The sequence below is a fragment of the Streptomyces sp. B21-083 genome, assembly GCF_036898825.1.
GTDB lineage: Bacteria > Actinomycetota > Actinomycetes > Streptomycetales > Streptomycetaceae > Streptomyces.
Genome location: NZ_JARUND010000001.1, coordinates 554,931 through 580,578, shown reverse-complemented (window position 1 = coordinate 580,578; position 25,648 = coordinate 554,931). Strand labels below are relative to the sequence as shown.

Below are 25,648 nucleotides of genomic sequence, written 5' to 3'. Positions count from 1 at the left end.
GGCGGTACGGAAACAAATCCGCATAAAGTATGACTCAGTGTTTCCGATTGATCGCGATGCGAATTCACGAAATGGAACGTGCCGTATACATGTTCTTGACCGCTCCATTTCTTCCCCATGGTTCATTACCTCTGGCACAGAGCTAATCTCGATGTGTGGACCCAGAGACCCTGCCGGACGAACTGGCCGACGCGCTCCTCGGAGTGCAGCGGCTGATCCGGCGCCGACTGCGCGGCGGGACGAGCGTGCCCCGGCTGCGGGGCGCCGAGGTCGAGCTGCTGCGTCTGGTCATCGGCCGCCCCGGCATCGGTATCTCCGACGCCGCCCGGGAGCTGTACCTGGCGGGCAACTCCGTGTCGACGCTGGTGAACCAGCTGGTCGCAGCCGGTTACCTGATCCGCGGCACGGATCCGGCCGACCGGCGGGCCGCGCGGCTGCTGCCCACCCCGGCGGCCGAGGCCCGCCTCAGGGAGTGGCGGGAACGGCGCGCCGCTCTCGTACGGCGGCAGGTGTCCCTTCTCGACGACGCGGACCGGGACGCCCTGCGGGCCGCGCTCCCGGCCCTGCGGACACTCGCCCGCAACCTGCACGAGGAGACGGAGGAGACGTGACAGCGGAACGGATCACCGAGACGACCGCCGAGAAGGCGGCCGAGAGCGCCGCTGAGAGCCTGGCGGCCGTCAGCTGTACCGGCCTCGTGTACGCCTTCGGCGGGACCAGGGCCGTCGACGGACTCGATCTCACCGTCCGGCAGGGGGAGGTGTTCGGCCTTCTCGGGCCCAACGGCGCGGGCAAGACCACGGCGATCCGGTGCGTCACCACGCTCCTGCCGGTGCTCGCCGGCATGGTCCGCGTCTTCGGCCACGACGCCGCCGGGGACCGGATGGCGGTGCGCCGACTGCTCGGATACGTACCGCAGCAACTGTCCGCCGACTCCGGGCTCACCGGACGCGAGAACGTCGTCCTGTTCGCCCGGGTCTTCGACGTCCCGCGCCGAGAGCGGGCCGAGCGGGTCGGCCAGGCCCTGGCGGCGGTAGGCCTCACCGACGCCGCCGACCGGCTCGCGGGGACGTACTCCGGCGGCATGGTGCGCCGGCTCGAACTCGCTCAGGCGCTGGTCAGCGCGCCCCGGCTGCTCATCCTCGACGAACCGACCATCGGGCTCGACCCCATCGCCAGGACGGGCGTGTGGGAGCACATCGACGCCGTGCGCGCCGCCACCGGTATGACCGTCCTGGTGACCACGCACTACATGGACGAGGCCGACCAGTACTGCGACCGCGTCGCCCTGATGCACCACGGCCGCATCCGCGCCCTCGGCACCCCCGACGAACTCCGGGCGGGACTCGGCGAACGGCGCCGGGCCGAGGGCGCGTCCGACTCCGCCCCGCCGCCCACGCTGGAGGACGTCTTCCGGGACGTCGCCGGCAGCGGCCTCGACGACAGGTCAGGAGACTTCCGCGATGTCCGCAGCACCCGCCGCACCGCTTCCCGCGTCGGCTGACCCCACGGCCCTGAACCTCCTGCTCGTGCCGCCGCTGCCCAGAACCGGCTGGCGGGTGCTGCCCGCCCGGGTCGGCGCGATGTGCGCCGTCGAACTGCAGAAACTCCGCCACGACCGTACCGAGCTGTACACCAGGGCCATCCAGCCCGCTCTCTGGCTGCTCATCTTCGGCGAGACCTTCACCCGGATCAGGGCGATACCCACCGGTGGCATCCCGTACCTCGACTATCTGGCGCCCGGGATCATCGCCCAGTCCGCGATGTTCATCGCCATCTTCTACGGCATCATGATCATCTGGGAGCGGGACGCCGGAATCCTCACCAAACTCCTTGTCACCCCGACCCCGCGCGCGGCCCTGGTCACCGGCAAGGCCTTCGCGGCCGGTGTGAAGGCCCTGATCCAGGCCGTCGTCGTGATCGTCATCGCCGCCCTGCTCGGCGTGGCCCTGACCTGGAACCCGCTCCGGCTGCTCGGAGTCGCCGCGGCCGTCGTCCTCGGCTCCGCCTTCTTCTCCTGCCTGTCGATGACGATCGCCGGGATCGTCCTCACCCGCGACCGGCTGATGGGCATCGGCCAGGCCATCACCATGCCGCTCTTCTTCGGCTCCAACGCCCTCTACCCGGTCAGCGTGATGCCGGGCTGGCTCCAGATCGTCAGCCGGATCAACCCGCTGAGCTATCAGGTGAACGCCCTGCGGGGCCTTCTCCTCGGCACCCCGGCCAACCTCGCCGTCGACTTCGGGGTCCTGCTGCTCGCCGCCGTCCTCAGTGTCGTCGCGGCCTCCTCGCTGCTGGGCCGGCTGGCCCGCTGAACGCCGGTCACGACCATGCACCGGAACGTGATGTGCGGCACGCGTCCACCTGGTGTGGGACGGCCCTACGGTGGATTTCCGCTGCACACCGCTTGATCAGTGATCAAGGGGGCGAATTCGCTGGCCACAGCTCATTCTGCTCATTTGACTGTGCGCCGGGCACAAGGATAGGAAGCAGCCATCCGAGGTCGAGAGGTGGACTGTGCGCGAGCCGAACGTGGTCGGGGACTGGCACGAGTACGACGAGCATGCCGGCCTGCGTGTCCGCGTCCACCGTCTGGTGGCGGCCGAACCGCCGCGCGGGCGTGACGACGCAGCCGAGGGACTGACCTATTTCAGCCTCCGGGTGACGGTCGAGAACCGCGGCGACCGGCATTTCGGCGTCCACCTCGAGGACGGTCAGATCGACATCCGGCTGGGGCCCGACGGCGAGGGCGCCTTCATCGACTGGCGGAACTCGCAGTTCATCGAGGGCTTCGACGTCCATCCGCTGCGGCGCGCCACGGCCGTCCTCTACGGGGCCGGCCCGGAAGCCTCGCTGGCGCAGGTGGACGTACAGATCCAGCTGCGGGTCGAGGAGGAGTGGACCCCCCGGCACCTCTGGGCGGGCGGGATCGGTCTGCCCGAGGACTTCACCGGCAGCGGCGCGCACCACGGCACGGCCCGCGACGGGGTGGCTCACCAGGCGAGCGCCTTCCTCAAGGCGCAGCGGGAGCTGAGGCAGCAACGGGACCAGAAGGGCCAGACGGAACCCACCTGAGCCCCTGAGCCATCGGCCGAACCGGCGTGCCGACTTCACTGCCGCCGGACGGCCTGCGCTCCCGTGCCTCGTTCCCCGTCTTCCCGTGCCTCGTGCTCCCGGTCCTCAGTGCGCGATGTCGTCGATCAGCTCGCGCGCGCCCTGCCGCAGCAGCGCCACCGCCACGGACGTGCCGAGCGTGGCCGGGTCGAGACGGCCCGCCCATTCGTGGGCGTTGAGCTGGACCTTGCCGTCCGGAGTGAACACACAGGCGCGCAGGGAGAGTTCACCATTGCGGGCCACCTTCGCGTACCCGGCGATCGGGCTGTTGCAGTGCCCCTGGAGAACGTGCAGGAACATGCGCTCGGCCGTCGCCTCCCGATGCGTGTCCGGGTCGCCGAGGTCACTGACGGCGTCGATCAGCTCGGTGTCGCCCTCGCGGCACTGGAGGGCGAGGATGCCCGCGCCGATCGGCGGCATCATCGTCTCCGGGGAGAGAACCTCGCTGACCACGTCCATCCGGCCGATGCGCTCCAGGCCGGAGACAGCGAGAAGGAGCGCGTCCGCCTCCCCGGCCGCGAGCTTCTCCAGCCGCCGGTTGGCGTTGCCGCGGAACGGCACGCACTCCAGGTGCGGGTGGGACGCGGCCAGTTGGGCGATCCGGCGCACCGAGGACGTACCGATCCGGGTGCCGTCCGCCAGCTCGTCGAGGGTGCGGCCGCCCGGGTGGATCAGGGCGTCACGGATGTCGTCCCGCCTGAGGAACGCGGCGAACGTCGTGCCGGCCGGAAGCGGCCGGTCGGCGGGCACGTCCTTGACGCAGTGCACCGCGAGATCGGCCTCACCGGCCAGCAGTGCGGCGTCGACCTCCTTGGTGAACGCCCCCTTGCCCTCGACCAGGGACAGGTCGCCCATCCACTTGTCGCCGGTCGTCTTCACGGGGACGACCTCGGTGCGGACCTGCGGGTGTACGACGGCGAGCTCGGCGCGTACCCGCTCCACCTGGGCCAGTGCCATGGGCGAGTCGCGGGAGACGATACGAATCAGTTCAGGGACGGACATGCCGACACGATAGACCCTCCGGACACCCCTCCTTCTCCGAACCGGTCGCTTCGCCCAGGCAGTTCGCACCCCGCGCGGAGGCCACGAGAGCCCCGCCACCGACCTCACCGCAGGTAGGGATGCCTGCCCATGGGACGGGAGGAAGCGGCAGGCCGAAGCTCGGCAGCACATGGTGACCGCGCAGCCATGGGCGAGGTCGCGTGCGAGGTCGCGCGCGAAGGCCGGGAAGTCGCGAATCCCGGCCTCCGCCCGCCAGACCGACCGGCCTGTTCGGCCTACTCGGCGTCCTGTTCGTCGAAGGTGATGACGATCATGCAGCTGGCCCTCGGCGACTGGTCCGCCGAGGAACTTCAGCAGCTCGCCGGCCCGGTCCACCGGATGGTCGACGATTTCCCGGTCTACTCGCTCGATGACGACGGCGTGGTGGGCCTCGTCGAGCCCCTCCCCGGCACCTGACGCCTGACGCGGCACCTCGTGCCGTGTCGCAACGCGTTCTCGTGCGATCGGTCACTCCCCGTCGAGCGGCAGTTCGACCGTGTGCCGACCGGTTCCGGCCGCAAGAGAACCGGGGCGCCCGGCCGGCCGTCCACCGTGCGGGAGCGCACCCGGTTCCCCGCGCCGGGCGACGCGATGCCGGGGAGGGTTTCCTCGCGGCCGACGCGGCCCTCGTACGGCAGTGGCCGGGAACTTTCGGCGACCGTGGCGAGCCCGTGACTGATCACCCGGGAGAGGGGAACACCCGGCTCTCGAACTGGATTTACCGTCCAGTAGGATCGCCCGGCACACCATCCGAGGAGGAAGCGTGCCCCGGTCCCAACGCTCACCCCTGCTGCTCGCCGGTCTGCTGGCCGCCGCCGGCGTCAGCCACTTCGTGGCGCCCCGCACGTTCGACGCGATCGTGCCGCGCGCGCTGCCGGGTACGCCCAGGACCTGGACGTACGCCAGTGGCGCCGCCGAACTCGCGCTCGCGGCCGGGATCGCGCTGCCGCGTACCCGGCGGGTCGCCGCCCTGGCCACGGCGGGCTTCTTCGTCGGGGTGTTCCCGGCCAACGTGAAGATGGCCGTCGACTGGCGTGGCAGGCCCGCCGCCCTGCGGGCCGGTGCCATCGGGCGGTTGCCGCTCCAGGTGCCGCTCGTCCTGTGGGCACGCAGTGTCGCGAAGAACGGAGAAGGCCGGTCATGACAAAGGTGAACGTCGGCGACAAGATCGAGGACTTCGAACTGCCCGACGAGAGCGGAGCGCCGCGTCGGCTGTCCGAACTGCTCACGGAGGGGCCGATCGTCCTCTTCTTCTATCCCGCGGCCCTTACACCCGGCTGCACGGCCGAGGCCTGTCACTTCCGGGACCTGGCCGCCGAGTTCGCCGCTGTCGGCGCGCGGCCGGTCGGGATCAGTGGGGACTCCGTCGACCGTCAGCAGGAGTTCGCGCAGAGCCACACGCTCGGCATGCCGCTGCTGTCGGACGCCGACGGAACGGTCCGTGAGCTGTTCGGGGTGAAGCGCGGGTTCTCGATGATGCCCACCAAGCGGGTCACCTTCGTCATAGCCGAGGACCGGACGGTTCTGGAGGTCGTGTCGAGCGAGCTGCGGATGAACACCCACGCGGACCGTGCTCTCGCCGCGCTCCGCGCCCACCAGGGCTGACGTCCGCCCCACCCGTGCCCGGCCGCCCCACAGAGGGGCGGCTCGGCGGGATCGCCGTGCCGAGGTGGGCCGTCGGGGTTGATGCCCCGGGGTCCAGGGACCATCCTGGGGCGTATGAAACAAGTCGCCGCCGCGGTGATCATCGATGCCCGAGGCATGGTGACGGGGTGGAGCGAGGGTGCCCGGCGGTTGACGGGACACACGGCCGAGGCCGTCGTCGGCCGTCCGGCCGCCGAACTCCTCGCGGAGGACCCGACGCCGACAGCGATGACCGAGCTGGCGGGCGTGGTCGCACTCCGCCACCGGGACGGCCGCCGAGTCGAACGCGCCGTCAGCGCGTGCCCCGTGCAGGACGAGAACGGCGACACGCGGGGATATATCGTCACCGCTCTCCCCGAACCGGCGGCGCCCGGTCCGCAGCCGGTCGCGCCGGCGCCCGCCCCGCTGGAGCGGGCCATCCGGCAGGCCTCCGTGTCGATGTCCGCCTTCGACACCGACCAGCGCTACACCTGGCTCAACGACTCCGCCTGCGACCTGATGGGCGTCGAGGAGCAGGCCCTCGTCGGACGGCTCTACGGCGACATCGTTCCCGACGACCGGACCAGCCAGGGCTTCCTGCTCAACCTCCGCGAGGTCGCCCGCACCGGCGTCCCCGTGCGCTACGAGTCCTTCGGCAAGGACGCGGCCAGCGGCAGGGAACACGCGTGGAGCATCGAGATGTGGCCGGTGCGCGACGACCTGGGCGCCGTCACCTCGGTGGGCATCGCCGCGTTCGACAGCAGTGACCAGCACTGGGCGCGGCGGCGGCTCGCCCTGCTCAACGAGGCGGCAGCCGCCATCGGAACCACCCTCGACGTCGTCCGTACCGCGGAGGAACTCGTCGAACTGGTCGTGCCCCGGTTCGCCGACTTCGTCAGCGTCGACCTGCTCGACTGGGTGCTCGGCGCGGACGAACCCCAGGCGGCGTCGGACGAGGAGGTCGTCCTGCACCGTGTGGCTCACGGCTCCGTCACCGAGGGCACGCCGGAGGCTGTCGTTCCGTTGGGGGCGAAGGACACCTACCTGCCGTTCACCGCGCCCGTGCGGGCGATGGCGGAGGGCCGGGCGCTGCGCGGGCGGGTCGGCGAGCGGGCGTTCGACGAGTGGGTGGCGGAGCGCAACGCCCGCGAGCCCGTCGGCCGCCCGTACCGCAAGGGTGTCCACTCCATGGTCACCGTGCCGCTGCGGGCGCGCGGCACCATCCTGGGCGTCGCGGTCTTCCTGCGCATCACCCGCCCAGACCCCTACACCGAGGACGACGTCGCCCTCGCCGAGGAACTGGCCAGCCGTGCCGCCGTCTGTGTCGACAACGCCCGCCGCTTCGAGCGTGAGCGCACGACAGCGCTGGCCCTCCAGCACAGCCTGCTGCCCCGGGGACTGCCGGGCCAGGCGGCCGTCGAGGTCGCCCACCGCTATCTGCCCTGCGGGTCGGTGGCCGGCATCGGCGGCGACTGGTTCGACGTCATCCCGCTGTCGGGCAGCAGGGTCGCCCTCTGCGTCGGCGACGTCGTCGGCCACGGCATCCAGTCCTCCGCGACCATGGGACGGCTCCGGACGGCCGTACGGACCCTCGCGGACGTCGATCTGCCGCCGGACGAGCTTCTCACCCACCTCGACGACCTGGTCACCCATCTGGCCGACGAGGAGGACGGTGCCGACGTCGCCGAACTGGGCGCCACCTGCCTCTATGCCGTCTACGACCCGGTCTCGCGCCGGCTGACCCTCGCCTCCGCCGGGCACCCGCCGCCGGCCGTCGTACCGCCCGGCGGCGTCGCCGAGCTGATCGAGGTGACGGCGGGACCGCCGCTCGGCGTCGGCGGCCTGCCCTTCGAGGCGACCGAACTGAAACTGCCGGAGGGCTCGCTCCTGGCCCTCTACACCGACGGGCTGATCGAGGACCGCGACCGGGACATCGATCATGCCACCGCCGAGCTGTGCCGCGCGCTGAACCTGCCGGGCGCCTCGCTCGATGCCGTGTGCGACGCGGTCCTCAAGGCCGTCCTGCCCGAACAGCCCGGCGACGACGTGGCCCTGCTGCTGGCCCGTACGCACGCGCTGGGCGTCGGCCGGGTGGCCACCTGGGACGTCCCGCCGGACCCCGCGCACGTGGCGGTCGCCCGTCAGGCGGCCATGGAACAACTGGCCGCCTGGGGGCTGGAGGAGGAGGCCTTCGTCACCGAGCTCGTCGTCAGTGAACTGGTCACCAACGCCATCAGGTACGGCGAGCCGCCCATCCAGCTGCGGCTGATCCGTGACCGCGCCCTCATCGTCGAGGTCTCCGACGGCAGCTCCACCTCACCGCACCTGCGCCGGGCGCACGCCTACGACGAGGGCGGCCGTGGTCTGCTGCTCGTCGCCCAGCTCACCCAGCGCTGGGGCAGCCGGCAGACGGGCACCGGCAAGACGATCTGGGCCGAGCAGCCGTTGCCGACGGAATAGACCGTCAGGGCGACAGGAGATCCGATCCGACGCCGGCCGAATGGTCCCCGGGGGCCCGGTGGGGTGGCTCGTTCGGCGACGGGTCAGTCGAAGGCGCACCCGGGGTTCGGCGCGTCCTCCGAGAAGGGCGAGCCGTGCGGCAGGACGTACAGGACGTCGAGTACGACGGGCGTGCTGCCGAGATTCCGGCCTATGTGGATGTTCCCGGGCCCCGCCGGTTCGCTGATGGCGCTGCCTTGCGGATACACGCCGTCGGACTCGCAGGTGGAGTCGAAGTGGCTGAGGGTGCCCTCCTTGACGAGGCCGTAGAGCGGGCCGTCGTGGTAGTGCCAGCCGGTGGCCTGACCGGCGGGGATGGTGACCTCCCGCAGCGTGTAGTCGGTGTCGCCGATGGTGGTCTGGGCGAGTATCCGGCCCGACACTCCTGGTCCGGGCGGCGTGGCGTGGGCCGTGCCGCAGGCGAGGACCGCCGTGACCGTGACGGCACCGGCCGTGGCGGTGCGAAGCAGATTGCGCATGCTGGGTCCCCCGAGGGTGAGAGCGTGAGCGCGCCATGACACCTCAGTGTGACCCTGCGAGAGCGTGGTTGTCCGCGAGACGGTGACGAACGCGAGAGGCGTCCCGAACGGTCTGACCCGGTGACCGCCCCGTCCGTGACGCCCGTCCGTCCCGTACAGGCGTCACCGGGCGGGCGTCACCGGTGTGGGGGAGGGGTCGGCCATCGGTTCGCTGAACCACTTCCTCGGCCGCGATCTCCGCCTCCGCCGTCTCCCCGTCGGTGGCCGGGGCCCGCGCGGAACGCCCAGCGCGCACAACGCGTCCGCGAACACCACGCCGACGCCGACCCGCACCGCCGGGCGCGGCCGTCCACGAACTCCCGCGGCGATACCGAGAGCCCCGCCGGTCTCCCGCACGGTGGTGTCGGCGCCGGACGCCTTGCCCGCGTGGTCGCGGTGCGGTGGCAGGGCACGGACGGGGTTCAGGCGGTCGTCGCGGTGTCGCGGCCGCGGTCAGGCCCTCGTCGGTCCCGCACCGGCCGGCCGCAGGGCGTCGCCGGGCTGTTCGTACTCCTCGACGGGGGCGATGCCGTCGAGAAGTACCGGACGCCCGGGCCGCTGTCCCGCGGACATCAGCCGAGGATCAGTGTCTGGGTCGAGGCGACGTCGAGTTCGTCGGAGTACACCTCGGGCCAGATCTCGCCCCCCGTCGCCACGCTCATCCGGTGGGGCGCTCTCCTCGATCAGCCGGTCCTGGGCCTCGCGAGCGGTCCCTACGGGCCCTGGCCGGGGACTACGGTGCCGACGCTAGTTCTGTGAATCGTCAGTGCGCCGGAATGTGCCGGGCGTCATGTTCACCCGGCGTACGAAGAACTTGCCGAAGTTCGTGACTTCGGTGAACCCGAGTTGGCGGGCGATGGCCCCGACGGGCAGATCCGTGTGGACCAGCAGCCGTTTCGCCTCCAGGGCGACGCGGGCGTCGATCAGGTCCTTGGTGGAGGTGCCGGCGACGATGCGACAGGCCCGGGACAGGGTGCGGGGCGTGCAGTTGAGCGCGGCGGCGTAGTCCTCCACCAGCCGGGTCGTGCGGTAGGAGGCCTCCAACTCGCGCCGGAAACGCAGGAAAAGCTCGCCGTTCTCGCCGGAGAGGCTGTCGGCGTGCCGCAGATCATGGCGCTGGCTGCGGCACATCTGGTCGATGTGCATCAGGGCGACCGCCAGCAGATGCTTGAGGATGTCCTCGCCCAGGCCCTGGTCGGGCCGCTCGAACTCCTCCTGCATCAAAGCCAGCACCCGCCCGAAGCCGGCCAGTTCGTCGTCGCTGAGCTGCCAGTGAGAGGGACGCAGGACATCGTCGAGCACTCCCATGTGGGCGCGCAGCCGCAACGGAAATGTCTCGGTGAACATGACGAGCCGAGCTTCCATCTGCATCGGTGAGGCGAACCGGATCACCTGGTTCGGCCGGATCCACAGCAGGGAGCCCGTGCGGCACGCGTATCGCGTGGAGTCGATGGTGAAGTCTCCGGCCCCCGCTTCGACCAGCACGAGCTGGTGGAAGGCGAGCCGGTGGGGAGTGCTGACGAAGTTCATGGGGAGCTTCTTGCGCACCTCGCTGAGCGGGGCCATGGCCAGGCCGACCCCGGGTCTGTTCGTGGGGGTGTACGGGACCACAGCGATCGGTAACGAAGCGAAATCGACCATGAGCGTTCCGGAATCGACCTTTCTCAATCTTCTTTAAAAATCAATGATAGGCGTGGCCCCCGTAGCCAGATCACTCCTGGCGCATGCACGAGTAATCGTCCCCACATGATGTGCAGGTGAAGGGAAGTACACGGGATGACCACCTACCCCGGCGCCCCCGAGCGCTCCGTTGTCGACCGCACGCTCAGCATCCTCGGCGTCTTCGACCGTGACAACCGCACCCTGACGCTGAGTGACATCAGCCGACGCTCCGGCCTCCCGGTCGCCACGGTCCATCGCATCGTCAACAAGCTCCATGGCTGGGGCGCACTGGAACGAGGAGAGGACGGCGGCTACAGCATCGGCCTGAGACTGTGGGAGACAGCGACACTGGCCCCCCGGTACGCGGGCCTGGCCGAGGTGGCACAGGCCCACCTCGTGGAGCTCCACAGCCGGAGTGGCGGCGCGGCGGTCCTCGCGCTGCGCGACGGAACGGAGACCGTCTGCCTGTCCTTCGTCTCCAACGACCCCGTCCTCACGGCGCATTGGGGCGCCCCCGGGTGCCGGCTCCCTCTGCACGCCACCGCAGCGGGTCTGGTGCTGCTGGCGAACGCGGGTGCCGTGGTGCAGGACGAGATCTGCTCCGGCCCCCTGCGCGCGTACACCGGCGCCACGCCCACCGACGGCGCCGCCCTGCGGAATCAGCTGACCAAGATAGGACGCGACGGTTACGCGCTGGCCTGCGGCACCCTGCGCGAGGGCCGGGGAGGGATCGCGGCCCCGGTGCGCGACGCGCGCGGCACGGTGGTGGCGTCGGTGGGACTCGTGGGCCCGCTGAACATGCTCCAGCCGTCGCGGCTGGCCCCACTGGTCCTGGCCACGGCCGAGGCCGTCTCCCAGCACGACCGGACAGCGGGGCGGCGGATGGCGGGGGTGGGCGCGTAACCAGCCCCACCCCACATATGCCACCCCGCCCCCGGCCGCCAGGGCCGCCGCGCTCCGACTCGGCGACCGCACGACAAGCTCCGCCGGACTCGCGGCACGGACCAGCCGGTGACGTACCGCGCGTCCGGCGGAGCCCGGCGTCCGGTCGCCACGCCCGTCGAACACTGGCACGCTCACCAGCGAGACCGACGAGACCGACCACGAGCGGAGTGCGCATGACGACGGACCGGGCCACGAACGGCGAAGTGCAGCCGGGTGAGCAGGAGTTGAGGCCGACGGACGTCGCCGGAGTGGAAGTGCGGCCCGTCGCGGGGCATATCGGCGCCGAGATCTCGGGAGTCGATCTGACCGAGCCCCTCGACAGCGCCGTGGTCGCCGGGATCAGGGCGGCCGTCCTGCGCTGGAAGGTGGTGTTCTTCCGCGACCAGCGGCTGGACCACGCCGGGCACATCGCCTTCGCGCGCCGGTTCGGCGAGCCGGTCGTCCTCGGGCGGCGCGGCGGCGCCTCACCGCCCGGCTTCCCCGAGATCGAGACCACCGCCGACCGCCTGGAGCTGGGCGGACGCTACGGCATGGAGCACGCCGAGTGGCTGGAGCGGCGCCGCCACTCGCTGCTGCGCGGCTGGCACTGCGACCACGGCGCCCGGATCGACCCGCCCGCCGCGACGATCCTGCGCGCCGAGACCGTACCGCCGTACGGCGGCGACACCACCTGGTCCAACCTGGCCGCCGCGTACGCCGGACTCTCCGCGCCCGTACGGGAGTTCGCGGACGGCCTCAGGGCCGAGCACCGGCTGGGCGTCGGCTACCAGGCGCGGCCCGGCGACGACGCGTACCTCCGCCATCTGCTGGACCATCAGGTCGCCTCGGTGCACCCGTTGGTGCGGGTCCACCCGGAGACGGGGGAGCGGGTGCTGTTCGTCAACGGCTACTACCTGGAGCAGATCGTGGACGTCTCCCGCGCGGAGAGCCGGCTGCTCCTGGAGATGCTTCTCGAACAGGCGACCAGGCCCGAGTACACGGTCCGTTTCCGCTGGGAGCCCGGCAGCGTCGCCTTCTGGGACAACCGGGCCACCATCCACCTCGCCCCCGGCGACAACGCCCACCTCGGCCACCCCCGGGTCATGCACCGGGTGATGCTGACCGGCGACATCCCGGCCGGGGTGGACGGCAGGCTGTCGGAGGCGGTCACCGGCACGGAACCCGGGCGGTGGTGAGGCTCCCGCAGGGCCTTCAGTCGGCGGCCGGCCGCCAGCCCAGGGCGGGACCGAGACGGGTCGCGATGTCGTTGAGGATCTGGACGTAGTCCTCGTGGTCGAAGGTGAACGGCAGCGCGAAGGCCACCTCGTCGATCTCCTGGAACGCGACGTGCGCGTAAAGGCGTTCGGCGATCTCGGCCGAGGTGCCGACGAGGTCCGGCGCGAACATCAGCCGCGCCGGACCCTGCGGGCTCGCGGTGCGCGGCAGCCGCTTCGCCGCGTACTCCTCGTACTTCGCGCGCTGCGCGGGCGAGGCGCTGTCGGTGGGGATGACGACGAGGCCCTGGGAGACCCGGGCCCGCTCGCCGTCCGGATGACTGTCGCGGAAGGCGCGGACGCCCGCCAGCTGGACCTCGGCGAAGTCCGGCGACTCCTCGTTCCCCTCGGCCTTCACGACGCTGCTGGTCAGGAAGTTCATACCGTGTTCCCCGGCCCACCGAGCCGACCGCAGACTCCCGCCGCCGTACCACAGCCGGCTTCCGAGCCCCGGGGAATGGGGCTGCACCCGGTCCGAGAACACCTCGAACCCCTGCACCCCGCTGAAGTCGCTGGCCGCCTTCCCGCGCACGTGGTCAAGCAGCCGCTCGACCCGCTGGTAGCCGAAGTCCTCGGTGTCCGCCGTGTCGGGGTACAGGGCACCCTTGACATGGTCGTAGTTCATCGGCGGGCCCACACTCAGACCCGGGTTGAGCCGCCCTCCGGACAGGATGTCGACGGTCGCCCAGTCCTCCGCCAGGCGCAGCGGGTTCTCCCACCCCAACGGGGTGACCGCGGTGCCCAGTTCGACACGGCGGGTGCGCTGTGAGGCCGCCGCGAGGACGGCCACCGGGGAGGAGATCCCGTACTGGAGATGACGGTGGCGCAGCCACGCGCTGTCGAAGCCCAGCCGCTCACCCAGCTCGATGATCTCCAGCGTCGACTCGTGCCCCGCCCGCGGATCGTCGCCGTCGAACAGCCCGATGGTGAGAAAGCCCAGTTTGCGCAGCGGCTGTGAGGGGGACGGCACGGGCTCCTCCAACGATCGTCGTACGGCTCACGCTTCGTCGATTGTGCCAGCCGGCCGGGTCAGCGGGATGACCACCTCGTCCTCGACCGGCGGATCCACCTCCTGCCTGAGCTTGCCGGTCGCGGAGAAGCAGCGCAGCCGGATCGACTCCGGGGAGACGTCGAGGCGCAGGAAGCTCTTGAAGAACGGCGGGCTGTACGTCGCCGAGCCGGGCGAGAACAGTTGCGTGTACGCCTTCCGGACCGGGAGCCGAAGGCGCCGGGCGCGGTCGGGACGGCGGGCCGTACCCAGCAGACCGGCGACCAGCCGGATGCGCCGGGTGAGGCGGACCGACTCGCCCGGGTCGCGCGTCGGACGGATGCCCAGGCGCTCGGCGATCACGGCCGTCGCCTCGGCCTCGCTGAGGGTGAAGAAGCGGCGCAGGCGCAGCCGTCGGCCGTAGAGCCTGCTGTAGAAGGCCAGCGAGTCGCCGCGCAACGGATAGCAGCGGAAGTCGTCCTCGGTGACGTCGGCGACCGACACGCGCTTGATGGTGTGGGTGGCGTGCATGAACGCACCGCCACCGCCGGAGACTATGTACTGGATGGTCCGGCTGGTCCGGACACCCCGGTCGGGCACGCTCACCGGGTAGCGCTGGTAGTTGTGGATGTCGCCGCCTATCGCGGCCACGAAGTTCCGCTCCGGATCACGGACCAGGTCGTCGACCGTGCCGCCGCCGTCGATGGGGCAGGGGTGGTGCTCGCCGTCCACGTACAGGGGCGAGCCGGTGACGAGGATCTTCGGGACCGGCCCGGCGGACACCTCCCGCAGCCAGCGGCCCTGTTCGGCGTCGAGCGTGCCCAGCAGCCCGGTGTCAATGCCTATGACGCGTATGGGTCCGGCGTCGATCGCCCAGTACGGGCCGGGCTGGACCGCCTGTTGGGCGGGGGCCGAGCGCAACTCGGCCGCCTCGGCGAGGCGTTGCTCGTCGACGGTGCTCGGCCTGTGCCACAGGAGCGAGCGCAGCCAGGCGGGTGTGAGCACGCGGGGCGCGGGCTCCGCCGGGAGGGGCGGGGCGTCGCAGAACACGCGCATGAACCCGTTCAGGTCCTCGTACCAGTCGTGGTTGCCGGGGATGGCGTAGACGGGCGCCGGGTAGTCCTGGTAGGGGCGGAAGAACTTGGTGCCGTAGTCGTCGGTGGCTCCGACGGGGTAGATGACGTCACTGGCGAGCACGGTGAAGGCGGTGTCCTGACCGGCCCTCAGGAAGCCCGGGACGACGGCGTATTGAGGTGCGTCGCCCTCGCCCGTGTCGCCGATGACCATGAAGGAGAAGCGGTCCGGGTCGCCGCGCCGGACCACCTTGTCGGCGGGCGCGCCCGCGGCTGTCCGCTGTTCGGCCCAGCGGCTTCGCGTACGGCCGGTGGGGTCCCCGAACCAGGAGGCCAGTACGCCGTTACGGGCGGGCCACAGCGTCCGGGGGTTGACCCATGAGAGCTTCTCGACCCGACGCGGCATCAACTCCCGGTAGGTTCCCGGGTCTTCGAGGCCCCAGCCCGCGCCCTCGGCGGTGTCGCGGGACGAGTGGGCACGTGCGGAGTCAGCCATCGGGGCACCGTAGCAATGTCCTACAGTCGAAGATCCGTCCGGGTCGCGGTCCGCTGCCGGCTCGTGGACGGCTGCCACATGTCCTGCTGCGCCGACTGCTTCGGGATCAGCGGCGTCCGCTCGGTCTGCCGCGCGGGCCGCCGCCGCGAGCCCTTCGCGCCCCACTCGCTGTCGCCCAGGACCAGCAGCGGGTCGAACATCACCACGACGGCGGCCAGCAGCAGGAAGAGGGTCGGGCCGATCAGCATCGGCAGCAGCAGCGAGGTCGGGGACGTGCCGGACCAGGTGGTGGTGGTGGACGCGTCGTGCAGGTGCACGCTGACGGCGGCCATGCCCGTGTAGTGCATACCGCTGACGGCCACGCCCATCACCAGGCTGGCCCCGAGGCTGGTCAGGAAGCCCCGGATGGAGACGGCCGCCCACAGTGCGGCGGTCGCGGCCACGACGGCGATCACCACGGAGAGTGCCACGGTCGCCGTGTCGTAGCGGATCGCGCCGTTCACCTGGAGCGCCGCCATGCCGAGATAGTGCATCGCGGCGACGCCCAGACCCGTGACGATGCCCGCGGCGGACAGTGCCACAGGCGTGGCGCCGCGATAGCCGACGACGAACACGCCGATACCGACGACGACGATCGCGACGGCGAGGCTCGTGACGGTCAGCCCGACGTCGTAGCGGACCGCGCTCTCCTCGACCTGGAACCCGATCATCGCGATGAAGTGCATGGTCCAGATCCCGCATCCGATGGCCGCGGCCCCCAGAGCCAGCCAACCCGGCTTCCAGGAGCCCTGGTTGAGCAGTGATCTGACCACGCAGCGCAGCCCCAGGGCGCTTCCCAGGCAGGCCATGATGTAGGCCGCCACCGGGGTGACGAACCCGTAGCTGAATCCGTCAATTGTTCCTTGCATATGCCAATTCCCCCCGAGGTGCAAGATGTTGAGGGATGAACTTCTCGCCTTAAGTGTGGTCAAAGCAAGTAGTTACCGCGAGTACTCGGTGAATTCCATTTGAACGATGGTCAAGATCGGTCGAAAAGGGATAGGAATCGGCCGGAAGCCCTTGTTCCGGTACTGGTACTGCCGTCAGGTCCGCTGATCGCTATGCTGCGCGGAAAAGCGTTCAAACGAACACTCCGGTGGGCGGGTGTGCCGGTGCACGAAGTGAGGGGGCGAACGGTATGCGCGAGCCGGTCGAACTGAGGCGGCAGCGGATCCTGGCCGCCGTGCAGGCGCGCGGCGCGGCCCGGGTGACCGACCTCGCCGCCGAACTGGAGGTCTCGGTGGTCACCGTCCGCCGGGACGTGGAGGAACTCGCCCGCGAGGGCAGGCTCCGGCGCGGTCACGGCGTCGCCCGCTCCACCCTCCCGGTGCCGGCCGACCCGCCCGAGCCCGTCACCGTGTCCGGGGACGGTGACATCGTGGCCCTGGTCGTCCCCGCCCGCCACTCCTACCTCTACGAGACCCTGCACGGCGCCCGCCCCGTCCTGGAGGAGGCCGGCGTGCGTATCGCGCTGCATATCGCCCCGCAGGTCGCCGGCGCCGAACAGCCGCTGGTGGAGCGGGCGTTGGCGGACGGCGCCCGGGGCGTACTGATCGCCCCCCGCTGGCGCACCCTCGCCGCCGAGGAGGCCGACGCGAAGTGGCTGTGCGGGCTCGGCGTACCGACCGTCCTGATGGAGCGCAGGCCACGCCCCGGCAGCGCGGCGCACGCCCTCGACTCCGTCTGCTCCGACCACTGGTACGGCGCCCATCTCGCCGTCGAGCACCTGGTCGCCCTCGGTCACCGCAGAGTCGTCTTCGCCACCCGCGACGACAGCCCCACCGCGCGCGCCCTGCGCACCGCCCTCACCGAGATCGCCGGCGCCCATCCGGGCCTCGACGCCTGGACACTCGGGCTCAGTTCCCCCGACGCGGGCCCCGACCGCTCGGCCGGGGCGGACCGCTCTGCCGTCGACCTGCCCGGCCTCCTGCGTGAGGTGGACGCCACGGCGTGTGTGCTGCACGGCGACGTGGACGCGCTGATGCTGGTCCAGGACCTGACCGCGCACGGTGTCCGGGTGCCGGAGGAGTGCTCGGTCGTCGCGTACGACGATGTCGTGGCCGCCCTCGGCAGCACCCCCCTCACCGCCGTGTCCCCACCCAAGGGCGAAGTCGGCCGGGCCGCCGCCGAACTGCTTCTGCGGCGGCTGAGGGATCCGCGCGGCAGCGGGGCGGGGCCGGCGCGGCGCATCGAGCTGCTGCCGCAGCTGAAGGTGCGAGGGTCGACAAGGGCGTTGACCTCCTGAGCGTCCGCAATCAGCGCTCATATCCGACGCGTAGTGAGCGTTTGACCGCTTTATTTTCTTCTGATCGATGTCTTGACCGTTTTCCTTGCGCCGATCAGGATTCCCGTATCTCGAACAGGACGTGTCTCAGGGACACGCCGGAGCCGCGGGAGGCACCACATGCCTGGTCGACAGAGCCACCGTCGACGAAGCCGCCGGTCCGTACTCGCCGCGATGGCCGCACTGCCACTGACCGGCGCCGTGAGCGCCTGCAGCGGCGGAGCGGACTCAGCGTCGAGCGGCACCGGCGGAAAAGTCACCCGCATCACCTTCTGGTCCGCGCTGCGCGGCAGCCAGGAGGTGGTGGACGCCTTCAACAGCACCCACGACAGCATCCAGGTCGACTTCCAGCAGATCCCGTCCGGCGGCCAGGGCGGCTACGCGAAGCTGAGCAACGCCGCCCGCGCCGGCAACGCCCCCGACGTGGCCACCATCGAGTACCCGCAGGTGCCCGGTTTCGCCATCGACGGCGTGGCCCGCGACCTCACCTCGATGATCAGCGACGAGCTGCGCGCCAAGCTGCTGCCCCAGGCGCTGGGTCTCACCACCTTCGAACAGCGCGTGTTCAGCGTCCCGTTGGACGTCGAACCGATGGTGATGCACTACCGCGCCGACCTCTTCGCCCAGCACGGCTTCGAAGTGCCGCGCACCTGGGAGGAGTTCGAGGACCTGGCCCGGGCAGTCCGACGCAAGCTGCCCGGCCGACGGCTGGTTCTCTTCCCCACGGACGGTGGCACCCAGTTCGCCGCCTACGCCTGGCAGGCCGGCGCCCAGTGGTTCGACACCGCCGGCGGCGCCTGGAACGTCTCCCTCGCCGACGCCCCGACCCGGCGCGTCGCCGCCTACTGGCAGCGACTCATCGACGAGGACCTCGTCTTCATGAACGCCATAGAGAGCAGACAGTCCGACGCGCAGATCGCGGGCGGACTCGTCCTCACCCGGCTCAGCGGAGCCTGGGACGCGGGCGCCCAGATGAAGGCACGGCCCGCACAGGCCGGCCAGTGGCGGATCGCCCCGCTGCCCCGGTGGGACACCGGCCACCCGGCCGTCGGCACCCACGGCGGCTCGACCTTCGCGGTCACCAAGGACAGCCGACACCCGGAAGCGGCACTGGAGTTCATCGCCTGGCAGGTCTCCCACCCCGACTCGCTGCGCGCCCGCCTCTCCAGCGGAACCAGCAGCCAGTACCCGGCCGCGTCCGCGCTCGTCGCCGTGGGCCGCGAGGCGTTCGACCGCTCCTACTACGGCGGCCAGGACATCTACTCCCTCTTCGAGGAGGAGGCCCACAGAATCCGTGACGGCTGGGTCTGGGGCCCGCGCTTCACCGCCACCCAGCGGGTGATGCAGGACAACTTCGCGCGCGTCGGCGGCGGCCAGGGCTCCCTCATCGACTCCGTACGCGCCGCCCAGGACGGCACCATGCCCGACCTGAGGGCCCTCGGACTGTCGACCACCGAGCACACCACATGAGCCCGCGCCCCTCCCCGCCCGGCACCCGAGCGGCCCGAGCCGCCCGAAAGGCAGGTGACACCCCATGACCGCGACCACGCAGGCCCACCACACCGCGCCCGCCGCTGCCCGTACCGCCGCCCCGGCCTCGGCGCACCGCGCCCGCAAGGCGGCCCACCGACGTCAACTCGCCGCGTGCGCCGTTCTGATGACCCCGTTCTTCGCCCTCCTCGTCACCATCTTCCTGATCCCTGTCGGCACGGCCGTCTATCTGAGCTTCTTCAGCGACGACCAGCCCGGCCTCGGTTTCGGCCCCGAACGCACGGTCTTCGTCGGCCTGCGCAGCTACGGCGCCGTCCTCACCGACCCGACGTTCCTGTCCGGGCTCGCCACGGTCGCCCTGTACTGCCTGATCTACATCCCCCTGATGGTGATCGCCGCCCTCGCCCTCGCCCTGCTCCTCGACTCCGGCGTCGTACGACTGCGCGCCTGGGCCCAGCTCGGCCTGTTCCTGCCGCACGCCGTGCCCGGCATCATCGCCGCCCTCATCTGGCTGTACCTCTACACACCCGGTATCAGCCCGATCATCGACCTGTTCGCCAAGGCCGACATCACCATCGACTTCCTCGGCATCCACACCGTGCTCCCGTCGATCGTGAACATCGCCCTGTGGAGCAATCTCGGCTACAACATGGTCATTTTCTACGCCGCCCTCCAGGCCGTACCCCGCGAGGTCATCGAGGCGTCGGTCGTCGACGGCGCGGGCCCCGTCCGCACGGCACTCCAGGTCAAGACCCCGCTCGTGCGCACCTCGATCGTGATGGTCGCCATCTTCACCCTCATCTGGGCGCTGCAGCTGTTCACCGAGCCCGTGCTGCTCAGCCAGTCCTCCCCGATGATCAACTCCCGCTTCTCGCCGAGCATGTACATCTACGACGCCGCCTTCACCCGCAACAACTACAGCCTGGCGGCAGCCGCCTCCGTCGTCCTGCTCCTGTGCACGATCGCCCTGTCCTACGGCGTCACCCGCTGGACCAGCCGCGCCAACACCCCCGAGGAGACGGCCCGATGAGCACCGGCGACAGCACCCTCATGCGCCCGCGTCTGCTCGGCCGGGCCACGGTCAACGTGGTCGTCGCGCTCTCCGTCCTCTACACCCTGCTGCCCGTCCTGTGGCTGGTCCTCGCCGCCGGCAAGAACAGGGACGCGCTGTTCAGCAGCAACATCCTCTCGCTGAAGGACTTCTCGTTCGTCCAGAACCTGCGCGACCTGTTCGCGATGGACGACGGCCTGTACAGCCGCTGGTACGGCAACAGCCTGCTGTACGCCGTCCTCGGCGCCGGCATCGGCGCCCTGGTGAGTGTGGCCTGCGGCTACGCCTTCGACAAGTACCGCTTCCAGCACAAGGAGAAGCTGTTCGGCCTGGTCCTGGCCGCCGTCATGGTGCCGCAGACGGTGCTCGCGCTGCCGCTGTACCTGATGGCCTCGAAGACCGGCCTCGTCAACACCTTCTGGGCCGTGTTCATCCCCGTCCTGTTCAACCCGTTCGGCGTCTACCTCGGCCGTATCTTCAGCCAGGGCTATGTCCCCGACGAGGTCCTGGAGGCCGCCCGGGTGGACGGCGCGGGTGAACTCACCACCTACGTACGGGTGGCGCTGCGGATGCTCGGACCCGGGCTGGTCACCGTGTTCCTGTTCCAGCTCACCGCCATCTGGAACAACTTTTTCCTGCCCATGGTGATGCTCTCCGACCAGGACCTCTATCCGGTCAGCCTCGGCCTCTACCAGTGGAACAGCTCGGCCTCGGTCTCGCCCGAGTACTACCCCGTGGTGATCATGGGATCGCTGCTCGCCGTCCTTCCCCTCATCCTCGCCTTCGCCCTGCTGCAACGCTTCTGGCGCAGCGGTCTGACCGCGGGCTCCGTCAAGTAGACGATTGGCGAAGCAGTCAAGTAGTGCTCACTTCAATGGAGTTCCCGACCAGCAAGGAGTAACCGACCCCGAATGACCGTGTTTTCGCCGGGCCCCGGCTTCCGCCCCCGTGCAGCCCTCGCCATGTCCCCGGACGCAGCGGCCGCCGTCCTCGACCCCGCCTCGCTGGCCGCCCTCGCCGCCGTCTGCGACCTCGCCCCGCTGCCGGTCCTCGACGACTTCGGCACCGGGCGCGCACGCGAGATCCTCGCCGGCGTCGACCTCCTGGTCACCGGCTGGGGGTGCCCCGTACTGGACGCCGACGCCCTCGCGGCGGCGCCCCGGCTGCGGGCGGTCGTGCACACCGCGGGCAGCGTCCGGCCGCATGTCACCGACGCCTGCTGGGAACGCGGCATCGAGGTGTCGTCCGCCGCCGCCGCGAACGCCCTGCCGGTCGCCGAGTACACCCTCGCCATGATCCTGCTCAGCGGCAAACAGGTCCTGGAACGGGCCCGCGCCTACGCCACGACGAACACCCGCGACAACTGGCTGCGCACCTCCCGCACGATCGGCAACTACCGCCGCACCGTCGGCATCGTCTCCGCCTCCCTGGTCGGCCGCCGCGTCATCGAACTGCTACGGCCCCACGACTTCGAGATCCTTCTGTACGACCCCTACGTCACCGACGCCGACGTGGCCGAACTCGGCGTGGAACGCGTCGAGTTGGACGCCCTCTTCGCCCGCTCCGACACGGTCAGCCTGCACACCCCGCTGCTGCCCACCACCCGGGGCCTGGTGAGCCGCGCCCTGCTCGACGCCATGCGTCCCGGCGCCGTGTTCATCAACACCGCCAGGGGAGGCGTCGTCGACCAGGACGCTCTCACCGACGCCGTCCGGGAGCGCCGCATCCGCGCCGTTCTCGACGTCACCGACCCCGAAGTCCTGCCGCCCGAACACCCGTTGTGGGACTGCCCCGACGCGCTTCTCACCCCCCACCTCGCCGGATCCCAGGGCAACGAGTGGCGCCGCCTGGCCGATGTCGCCGTCGCCGAGACGGAACACTGGGCATCCGGCGCGGGTTTCCGCCATCCCGTACGACGCGAAAGGCTGGCCTTCCTCGCATGAGCAGCACGACCCGTATCAGCAGCAGCGGCATCCCCTTCGAATTCCCGCCCGAGGACCGCGAGTCGAGCCCATACACCGGGTACACGCGGGCCCACTGGGAGGCCACGGCGGACGGATTGCTGGCCGCCGCGTGGCGCTGGAGCACCCCCGGCGGCGCCCTGCTCGACCTGCCCGGCGTCCCGTCACGCTCGGGTGTGCGCTCCGACGGGCTCGAAGGCTACGCCCGCACCTTCCTCGCCGCCGCCTTCCGCGTCGCGGGTGCGAACGGCGACGACCCGCACGGCTGGCTCGACCGGTACGCCCAGGGCCTCACGGCGGGCACCCGCACCCCCGGACGCGACGACACCGAGTCCTGGCCGCTCATCCTCGACCACGACGTGCAGGGCCAGCCGATGGTCGAGTCGGCGTCCGTGGCCCTCGGCCTCAGGCTGACGGCGCCCTGGCTGTGGAAACGGCTCGACTCCGCCGTACAGGACCGGGCGGAGGAATGGCTGCGCGGTTCGCTGCGGCATTCGCCCGCCCCGAACAACTGGTACCTCTTCCCCTACACGGTCGCCGGTTTCCTGGAGTCCGTCGGACGCGGCGACGCCGAGACGGCCGGGGCACGTGCGCGGGCCCTGGAGCTGATGGAGACCTGGTACCGGGGCGACGGCTGGTACGCGGACGGCGACGGCCGGGCCTTCGACCACTACAACGGCTGGGCCCTGCACCTGTACCCGGTCCTCGACGCCCACCTCGGCGACGACCGGGAAATGTCCGCCCTGTACGGCCCCCGCCTGCGCGAGCACCTCGACGGCTTCGGCCTGATGTTCGGCGGGGACGGTGCCCCGATCCACTTCGGCCGCTCCCTGTCGTACCGCTTCGCCGCCTCCGCCGCCGTCGGCCTGGGCGCCCTCACCGGCCACACCCCGCTCACCCCGGGCACGAGCCGCCGGCTGATCAGCGGCAGCCTCCGCCACTTCCTGGACCGGGGCGCCCTGACCGACGACGGCCTGCTGACCCTCGGCTGGCACGGCCCGCACCAGGCCACCCTGCAGACGTACTCGGGCCCGGCATCCCCGTACTGGGCCTCGAAGGCCTTCGTGTCGCTCCTCGCCCCCGCCGACGCGCCGCTCTGGACGGCCCGCGAGGAACCGGCGCCCGTGGAGGAGGGCGACCGGGTGCACGCGCTGCCCGCACCGGGGCTGCTGGTGCAGTCGACCCGCGCGGACGGGATCGTACGGCTGCACAACCACGGCAGTGACCATGTCCGCCCGTACGAGGGCGAGACGGCGGCCGAGGACGATCCGCACTACGGCCGCCAGGCCTACTCGACGCACTCCGGTCCGACGGCCCTCGCCAACATCGCCGACAACCACCTCTCCGTGGAGTTCGGCGGCCGGGGCAGTGTCCGGCGCCGTATCCACCCGCTGGGCGCGGGCCACGGCGACGGCTGGGGCTGGGCCGCGTCCTGGCACCGCCCCGTCTTCACCGCAGGGCCGCCCATGCTGCCGGGCCTGCGGGTGGAGAGCGTCACGGTCGTACGAGGCCGACACGAACTGCGCGTCCACCGCGTGACCGGCGCCCCCGCCGGGGCACGGGTCACCCACACGGGGTGGGCGACGGGCCCCGAGGAGGAGGTGACGTCGACCCTGCACGCCCTGTACGGCTGGAACCCGAACCCCGAGGAGACCCGCGCCCCGCAGGGCACCGCCTACACCCGCTGGGCCGTGGTCCCCCGCCTGACCGGCGAGACCTCCGGCACCTCACTCCACGTGGCCCTGGCGGTCCTCACAGCCGACCCGGAACCACTGGTGCCGGAGCGGGTCGTCTCAGGCGTGGAGGTGACCGACACGACGGTGGCGATCCACTGGGCCGAGGACGGCACCCGGACGAGGATCACATTCGAGCCACTGACTGTGCGGCATGGCACGCTCTGATCCCGACCGACCGACCGACCGTCACGGCAACAACTTGTCCAGAGCCGCGCGACCCTCCTTCGCCAGCTTCCGCTCCGCCCAAGCGAGGTTGCGCGGAGTGAGGTCGCGGCCCGTGGCCAGCACCAGATCCTCCGCCGACGCCATCCCATGCTCCGCACCGGTGTGCAGCAGGGCGTCGGGGGTCGTGGCGTCGTCGGAGGGAGAGGGCGAATCGGATTGCTGGATCGACATGACGTCTCCTTGCTCGACCGGACCTCCTACCACCATGCACAGCCCACGCCCCGCGCGCACCCCGCACCGGTTCCGGCCCCCCTGCTCGCCCCCTCCAGGGGGCGCCGGACCGGGCGGTGCCCCAGCCGCAGCAGGTCCTCCGATCTTGACGAGGAGGAGGTCGGCGCCACCCGGATCGAGGTCCAGGCCGGTGAAGTCGTGCTCGTGGTGGTACGGCTCCAACGCGTTCCCGCGGGGCGAGGCGGTGCGGGGCGCACTGGCGGGCCCACCCCATGTGCTCGCCATGACGCAGGGCACCGGCGTCGGCGGCGCGCTGTGGCTGGACGGGGCGCTGTACGGCGGTCCGCACGGCGCCGCCGGCGAGATCGGCCGCATACCCGGCTTCGGCGACCTGACCTGCACCTGGCGGCCGGGGACACCTGGAGGCGCTCGCCTCGGGGCGCGCCGTCGGCCGACGGTACGGCGAACGCACCGGACGCGGGCGACCGCGACGCGGCCGCCGTCCACGAGGAGGCGAGGGTGCCCTCGCCCGCGCGATCCTGGTCACGTCGGCCTACGGGACGTCACGGTCTACGTCGTCGGCGGCGGGTGTCGGCCGCGCATGGCATCTGCTCGGACCGGCCGTCCGTACGGCACCCGCCGCCGAGCCGACCGTCAGCGGACGCCCCGTCAGCCTCGTACGGGCCGGACTCGGCAGTGACGTCGTGGCGATCGCGGCGGCCTCCCGCGCGCGGGAGGCACTCGCCCCGGACACACGGGCGTACGACGGCGGTGACGGGGAGCCGTCACTCGAACCGTGACGTGTCTCCCGCGCCCCGCCGCACGATCTCGGCCTCCCCGCTGGAGAAGTCGATGACCGTCGTCGGCTCCGTACCGCAGTCCCCGGAGTCGACGACAGCGTCCACGACATGGTCGAGCCGCTCCTTGATCTCCCAGCCCTGCGTCAGCGGCTCCTTCTCGTCGGGCAGCAGCAACGTGCTGGACAGCAACGGCTCGCCCAGCTCGGCCAGCAGCGCCTGCACGACGGCGTGATCGGGGATGCGCACACCCACGGTCTTCTTCTTCGGGTGCAGCAGCTTGCGCGGCACCTCACGGGTCGCCGGGAGAATGAACGTGTAACTGCCCGGAGTGGACGCCTTCACGGCCCGGAACACGTCGTTGTCGACCTGCACGAACTGGCCGAGCTGCGCGAAGTTCTGGCACACGAGAGTGAAGTGGTGACGGTCGTCGAGCTGCCGGATCGACCGGATGCGGTCGATGCCGTCACGGCTGCCGAGCTGGCACCCCAGTGCGAAGCAGGAGTCCGTCGGATACGCGATCAGCGCGCCGGAGCGGATGCTGTCCGCGACCTGACTGATCGTGCGGGGCTGCGGGTTGTCGGGATGGACGTCGAAGTACCTTGCCATCCGTCGAGCCTATGCCCTCGGTGAGGTAGGTTCCGGACGGTGATGCCGTGAGAACCTGATCGACCGGGGGAG

The 25,648-nt window shown here is 71.1% G+C and carries 25 protein-coding genes; 17 read left to right on the top strand and 8 right to left on the bottom strand.

Annotation, left to right across the window (positions count from 1 at the left end; translation table 11 throughout):
- The first annotated feature begins 155 nt into the window (after positions 1-155).
- The 4 genes from QA861_RS02665 to QA861_RS02650 all read left to right on the top strand — a co-directional run bounded on the left by QA861_RS02665 (position 156) and on the right by QA861_RS02650 (position 3,075).
- A complete protein-coding gene (locus tag QA861_RS02665; RefSeq protein ID WP_334586552.1) occupies positions 156-611 on the top strand; it encodes a MarR family winged helix-turn-helix transcriptional regulator in 456 nt (151 codons plus the stop codon).
- Positions 612-622: 11 nt separating this feature from the next.
- Complete coding sequence (locus tag QA861_RS02660; protein ID WP_334590429.1) at positions 623-1,504, top strand: ATP-binding cassette domain-containing protein; 882 nt, start codon at positions 623-625, stop codon at positions 1,502-1,504.
- Positions 1,464-2,315 carry an ABC transporter permease gene (locus QA861_RS02655; RefSeq protein ID WP_334586551.1) on the top strand — a complete coding sequence of 284 codons (852 nt, stop codon included), beginning with the start codon at positions 1,464-1,466 and terminating at the stop codon, positions 2,313-2,315. The genes QA861_RS02660 and QA861_RS02655 overlap by 41 nt, the downstream gene beginning before the upstream one ends.
- A gap of 202 nt (positions 2,316-2,517) precedes the next feature.
- Positions 2,518-3,075 (top strand): hypothetical protein, encoded by a 558-nt coding sequence (locus QA861_RS02650; RefSeq protein ID WP_334586550.1) that lies wholly within the window; start codon positions 2,518-2,520, stop codon positions 3,073-3,075.
- Between the two features lie 105 nt (positions 3,076-3,180).
- Here QA861_RS02650 and hemC read toward each other — a convergent pair whose 3' ends face one another.
- The gene (hemC, locus tag QA861_RS02645) at positions 3,181-4,116 is read right to left on the bottom strand and encodes a hydroxymethylbilane synthase (protein ID WP_334586549.1); all 936 of its coding nucleotides are present in this window, start codon (positions 4,114-4,116) and stop codon (positions 3,181-3,183) included.
- A gap of 186 nt (positions 4,117-4,302) precedes the next feature.
- On the opposite strand from hemC, the gene QA861_RS02640 reads away from it, so the two are divergent.
- The 4 genes from QA861_RS02640 to QA861_RS02625 all read left to right on the top strand — a co-directional run bounded on the left by QA861_RS02640 (position 4,303) and on the right by QA861_RS02625 (position 8,238).
- Positions 4,303-4,572 carry a hypothetical protein gene (locus QA861_RS02640; protein ID WP_334586548.1) on the top strand — a complete coding sequence of 90 codons (270 nt, stop codon included), beginning with the start codon at positions 4,303-4,305 and terminating at the stop codon, positions 4,570-4,572.
- A gap of 346 nt (positions 4,573-4,918) precedes the next feature.
- The gene (locus QA861_RS02635) at positions 4,919-5,299 is read left to right on the top strand and encodes a DoxX family protein (protein WP_334586547.1); all 381 of its coding nucleotides are present in this window, start codon (positions 4,919-4,921) and stop codon (positions 5,297-5,299) included.
- A complete protein-coding gene (locus QA861_RS02630) occupies positions 5,296-5,760 on the top strand; it encodes a peroxiredoxin (protein WP_334586546.1) in 465 nt (154 codons plus the stop codon). The genes QA861_RS02635 and QA861_RS02630 overlap by 4 nt, the downstream gene beginning before the upstream one ends.
- 114 nt (positions 5,761-5,874) lie before the next feature.
- Positions 5,875-8,238, top strand: a complete 2,364-nt coding sequence (locus tag QA861_RS02625; RefSeq protein WP_334586545.1) for an ATP-binding SpoIIE family protein phosphatase — start codon at positions 5,875-5,877, stop codon at positions 8,236-8,238.
- Between the two features lie 83 nt (positions 8,239-8,321).
- On the opposite strand, the gene QA861_RS02620 is transcribed toward QA861_RS02625, so the two are convergent.
- Positions 8,322-8,756, bottom strand: a complete 435-nt coding sequence (locus QA861_RS02620; protein ID WP_334586544.1) for a cupin domain-containing protein — start codon at positions 8,754-8,756, stop codon at positions 8,322-8,324.
- Positions 8,757-9,542: 786 nt separating this feature from the next.
- Entirely contained in the window at positions 9,543-10,436 is an 894-nt protein-coding gene (locus QA861_RS02615) for a helix-turn-helix domain-containing protein (RefSeq protein ID WP_334586543.1), read from the bottom strand.
- Between the two features lie 135 nt (positions 10,437-10,571).
- Between QA861_RS02615 and QA861_RS02610 the strand changes: the two genes are divergently transcribed.
- Positions 10,572-11,360, top strand: a complete 789-nt coding sequence (locus tag QA861_RS02610) for an IclR family transcriptional regulator (protein WP_334586542.1) — start codon at positions 10,572-10,574, stop codon at positions 11,358-11,360.
- Positions 11,361-11,575: 215 nt separating this feature from the next.
- Positions 11,576-12,577: a TauD/TfdA dioxygenase family protein gene (locus tag QA861_RS02605; RefSeq protein ID WP_334586541.1), complete on the top strand. Its 1,002-nt coding sequence runs from the start codon at positions 11,576-11,578 to the stop codon at positions 12,575-12,577.
- A 16-nt stretch (positions 12,578-12,593) separates the two neighbouring features.
- Here QA861_RS02605 and QA861_RS02600 read toward each other — a convergent pair whose 3' ends face one another.
- From QA861_RS02600 to QA861_RS02590, 3 genes are read right to left on the bottom strand one after another with little or no spacing between them, the layout of a single operon-like run.
- A complete protein-coding gene (locus QA861_RS02600) occupies positions 12,594-13,625 on the bottom strand; it encodes an LLM class flavin-dependent oxidoreductase (protein ID WP_334586540.1) in 1,032 nt (343 codons plus the stop codon).
- Positions 13,626-13,652: 27 nt separating this feature from the next.
- On the bottom strand, positions 13,653-15,212 hold the full coding sequence (locus QA861_RS02595) for a metallophosphoesterase family protein (RefSeq protein ID WP_334586539.1): 1,560 nt from the start codon (positions 15,210-15,212) through the stop codon (positions 13,653-13,655).
- Positions 15,213-15,232: 20 nt separating this feature from the next.
- On the bottom strand, positions 15,233-16,120 hold the full coding sequence (locus QA861_RS02590; protein ID WP_334586538.1) for an MHYT domain-containing protein: 888 nt from the start codon (positions 16,118-16,120) through the stop codon (positions 15,233-15,235).
- Positions 16,121-16,389: 269 nt separating this feature from the next.
- On the opposite strand from QA861_RS02590, the gene QA861_RS02585 reads away from it, so the two are divergent.
- From QA861_RS02585 to QA861_RS02560, 6 genes are all read left to right on the top strand, one after another.
- Positions 16,390-17,496: a substrate-binding domain-containing protein gene (locus tag QA861_RS02585; protein WP_334586537.1), complete on the top strand. Its 1,107-nt coding sequence runs from the start codon at positions 16,390-16,392 to the stop codon at positions 17,494-17,496.
- Between the two features lie 159 nt (positions 17,497-17,655).
- Positions 17,656-19,005: an ABC transporter substrate-binding protein gene (locus tag QA861_RS02580; RefSeq protein WP_334586536.1), complete on the top strand. Its 1,350-nt coding sequence runs from the start codon at positions 17,656-17,658 to the stop codon at positions 19,003-19,005.
- 64 nt (positions 19,006-19,069) lie between these two features.
- A complete protein-coding gene (locus QA861_RS02575) occupies positions 19,070-20,056 on the top strand; it encodes a carbohydrate ABC transporter permease (protein WP_334586535.1) in 987 nt (328 codons plus the stop codon).
- Entirely contained in the window at positions 20,053-20,916 is an 864-nt protein-coding gene (locus tag QA861_RS02570) for a carbohydrate ABC transporter permease (RefSeq protein WP_334586534.1), read from the top strand. Before QA861_RS02575 ends, QA861_RS02570 begins: the two co-directional genes overlap by 4 nt.
- Positions 20,917-20,988: 72 nt before the next feature.
- Positions 20,989-22,020, top strand: coding sequence for a hydroxyacid dehydrogenase (locus tag QA861_RS02565; protein ID WP_334586533.1), 1,032 nt, complete (start codon positions 20,989-20,991; stop codon positions 22,018-22,020).
- Positions 22,017-23,939, top strand: a complete 1,923-nt coding sequence (locus tag QA861_RS02560) for a DUF2264 domain-containing protein (protein WP_334586532.1) — start codon at positions 22,017-22,019, stop codon at positions 23,937-23,939. Before QA861_RS02565 ends, QA861_RS02560 begins: the two co-directional genes overlap by 4 nt.
- A 21-nt stretch (positions 23,940-23,960) precedes the next feature.
- On the opposite strand, the gene QA861_RS02555 is transcribed toward QA861_RS02560, so the two are convergent.
- Entirely contained in the window at positions 23,961-24,170 is a 210-nt protein-coding gene (locus tag QA861_RS02555) for a hypothetical protein (RefSeq protein WP_334586531.1), read from the bottom strand.
- Positions 24,171-24,360: 190 nt separating this feature from the next.
- On the opposite strand from QA861_RS02555, the gene QA861_RS02550 reads away from it, so the two are divergent.
- Positions 24,361-24,870 carry an ROK family protein gene (locus QA861_RS02550; RefSeq protein WP_334586530.1) on the top strand — a complete coding sequence of 170 codons (510 nt, stop codon included), beginning with the start codon at positions 24,361-24,363 and terminating at the stop codon, positions 24,868-24,870.
- A gap of 85 nt (positions 24,871-24,955) precedes the next feature.
- Here QA861_RS02550 and QA861_RS02545 read toward each other — a convergent pair whose 3' ends face one another.
- Positions 24,956-25,576 carry an L-threonylcarbamoyladenylate synthase gene (locus QA861_RS02545; RefSeq protein WP_164312012.1) on the bottom strand — a complete coding sequence of 207 codons (621 nt, stop codon included), beginning with the start codon at positions 25,574-25,576 and terminating at the stop codon, positions 24,956-24,958.
- Positions 25,577-25,648: the final 72 nt, after the last annotated feature.